Raw genomic sequence first — 3,228 nt, 5'->3', positions numbered from 1 at the left:
CCCGCTTTCTACCCACTCCGTCGACCGGAAGTTCGGGTTGGTGACAGACGGACCGCGGCTGCGCCTGATCGGCGAGCCAGGTGGACCATCTCCAGGAAACATGACCGGCGCGGACTTGTACATACCGTTGTCGGATGAGCACGATGGGGCGTGCCCTCCGGCTTCGGTGACCTCGCTGACCATGCGCACCACCTGGTGTCCACGGCGACCTCGCCGGCGCCCGGCGGCTGCTCGCCGACGCGTACCGACGTCGATCCACGCCCCGCCAATGCCACCCCGCGTGGCCGAGGCGGCGAGCCTGCAGGCCAGGGTGCTGGTGGCGCTCGGCGACCCGCAGGCCGCCGGGGCTGGGCCCCTACGCGTACGCAGGCCACCACCCGGCTGCACGGCCGCTCCGACGAGCGCACCGTGGCCGCCGCCGCCGCTCTCGCCGCGGTGCTGCAACCGGGTCGGCAGTGGTCCCGCGCGGCACGGCTCTACCAGATGGTCATCCTCGAGCTGACCGCCCTGGACGGTCCCGAGTCCCGACGTGTCTCGCCGCGCACGCCGACCTCGCCACTGTGGAATACGCGCGCGGCCAGTGCAGGTCGCCCGCGATCGGCTGGCCGACCGCCTGGGAGCTGCACCGCGAGGTGTACGGCGACGGGTACCCAGCGGCATCAAGATGCTCGCCCGGCTCGGCGCGATGCGGCGCGACTGCGGCCGGTTCGCTGAGGCCACGACGATCTCGCCCTCGCCGAGGAGCTGTGCCACCGGCACCTACCCCGGGACGACCCGCTCACGGCAGGTGACCGCGCTCACGCGGGCAGCGGCAAGCCCGGACCACACCTGCACCGACACAATGCCCGTCGGCCGGGAGACCGCCGATCGTGCGACCGCCCGCACGCCCCCACCGGCGACGAGCCGCAGCACTCCCCGTACCACCCGTCGCAGCCGGCTACCGGCCTGCCGGCCCGTACGCCCCGGCTGAGCCGGGCCTGGACGGGCCCGACGTGGTGGAGCACCCGCGGCCGGGTACGCGCCGCCACCGTCGGTCCCGACGCCCGTCAGCCGCTGGACGGAGCGGCGGAGGTACGCCGGTCGCCGGCGAGGCATGGGACACCGGGCCCGACATCACCGACGAGACCTGGCGACCCGAGCAGGAACCGGGGGCGATACCTGGCGTCCCGAGCAGGACAGCGGAGGCTACCGGCCACCCGGCGGCGACGCCGCGACCACTCGTGGACCGGCACCGACACCAACGACGGGTGGCGCCCGCAACCAGCCACGGTTGGCCGCCCGCAACCAGCCACGGTTGGGCCGGCGAACCGACACCGACGAGCTTTGGCGACCGGCACGCCGGCCGCGGAACGGGCCACCGCCGTTCCCCCGTCGGTGTACCCCTCACCGGCGCGGAGGAGGCCGCCGGCGTGCACCGGGTAGCGCACCACGCGGTGCCCGACGACCCGCCGTACCAGCCGTCCCGGCTGCTGCCCGTACCGGTGCACCGTCCAGCACCCCACGGCCAAACGGCTGTTGCCCTCGTCGTGGCGGCGTAGTCGCGGTGGTGCTGCTCGGCACGGCCGCGGTGATCGCCGGAGTGTCCCGGTTGCGGCGCGACGCCCAGCCGCACAACAGCGTACGAGTCCGCCACCGCGGCCCCGGACCACGGGCCGGAGACAACGGGCGGAGTACGCCCGCGCCACGGTGGCGGCCTCACCCGGCACCCCGCCCGGGGCGTTGATCTTGCGAGACGGCAGCGACAACGTGACGTTGCGTTGGACCTACCCGGCCGGCGGCGAGGGACCGGTGGTCATCTCCGGTGGCCGGGCCGGGCAGCAGCAGACCGCTTTCGCGAACCTGCCCGCCGGCACCACCGATTTCGTCGTGTACGGCCTGAACCGCAGCACGACTACTGCTTCACGGTGGCGGTGGTCTGGTCGACCGACACGATCGCCCGGTCGAAGCAGGTCTGCACGGACCGCGGCTAGTCTGCACGGACCGCGGCTAGTCTGCACGGACCGCGGCTAGGGGGGTCGGCCAGGGACATCGCGGTGTCCGGGCCAGGTCAGTGCCCGAACGACGGCCGGGGTGATGCTGGCGCCGGCCTGGGGAGTCCCGCCGGGCGCCCCGAGCGGTCAGCCCGGATCGGCCTTCGAGAAGGGGCCGGCAGCACAGCCGGACCCGCAGCCCGGCCACGGGTCCGCGTCGCGAGCGCGATCCGACCACCGGCCCGGTGGACCAGCTACGCACGATGGCCAGGCCCAGGCAGGCTCCGCGGCGTCCCGGTCGCGCGCCGGGTCCAGTCGGGTGAACGGCCGAAGACCGCTCCCCGGTCCACGAACCGGGATGCCCGGCCGTCGTCGGTCACCGTCACCCGGTGGTACGCGGTCCCGTCGGCCTCGGTGGCGAGCACGACCGGGTACGTGCGTGCCGAACGGCGTTGTCGACAGGGGGTGGTCAGCACCCGGTGCAGCTGGTCCGGATCACCGTCGGCCCCAACGGTTCCCGGGTGTCCAGCACCTCGACCGGGGGTGTCGGATACCGGGCGGCCACCGCGGTGAGCAACCACCCAGTTCGACCGGACCAGGTGGCGAGCGGGCGGGTGCCTCGTCGAGGCGGGCGAGCAGCAGCAGATTGTCGACGAGCCGACCGAGCCGCTCGGTGTCGGTGAGCAGGTCCGCCGACACCGCGGCCAGTCGGTCCGGTCCCCCAGCCGCGCGCGACCTCCAACTCGGTGAGGATGTTGGTCAGCGGCTACGCAGCTCGTGCGCGGCGTCGGCGACAAACGCCCGCTGGCGGGCACGGGCCGACTCCAGCCGGCCCAGCATGCGTTGAGCGTGGCCGCGAGCCGGTGGATCTCGGCCGGGACGCCGGTAACGGTAGCCTCCCGCCCCCGTTCCGCCCGGTGATCTCCTCGGCGCCCCGACGCAGCGCCTCACCGGTCGTAGGGTGGCGCCGACACCCGCCAGGCCACGGCGGCAAGCCCGCCACCAGCAGCAGCGGAAGTGACCAGCAGGACGGTCCGCAGGACGTGCGCGCTCTGCAGTACGTACGCCAGCGACGGGCCACCAGCACGGTGAGCGGGTCGGTGTCGGTGCGGCGGGCACGGCCACCATCCGGACCGGCCCGGTCAGGCCGATCCGCTCGCCCGCAAACGGTGAGTCGTTGCCGCGCGCCGGGTCGAGGCGCTCGGGCCGGACCATTGGACACGAGTCGATCGGCAGTCGATCGAGGCAGCCCGGACCC

Annotated in this window: 2 pseudogenes; one reads left to right on the top strand and one right to left on the bottom strand. The window is 74.1% G+C overall.

From position 1 onward, the window contains the following. Positions 1–150 precede the first annotated feature (150 nt). A pseudogene (locus QTQ03_RS30100) lies at positions 151–1,970 on the top strand (fibronectin type III domain-containing protein). A 147-nt stretch (positions 1,971–2,117) separates the two neighbouring features. Here QTQ03_RS30100 and QTQ03_RS30095 read toward each other — a convergent pair. Continuing rightward, a pseudogene (locus tag QTQ03_RS30095) lies at positions 2,118–3,228 on the bottom strand (ATP-binding protein); the annotation flags it as partial.

Source organism: Micromonospora sp. WMMA1363 (genome assembly GCF_030345795.1).
GTDB lineage: Bacteria > Actinomycetota > Actinomycetes > Mycobacteriales > Micromonosporaceae > Micromonospora.
This window is presented reverse-complemented; position numbering and strand designations above follow the sequence as displayed.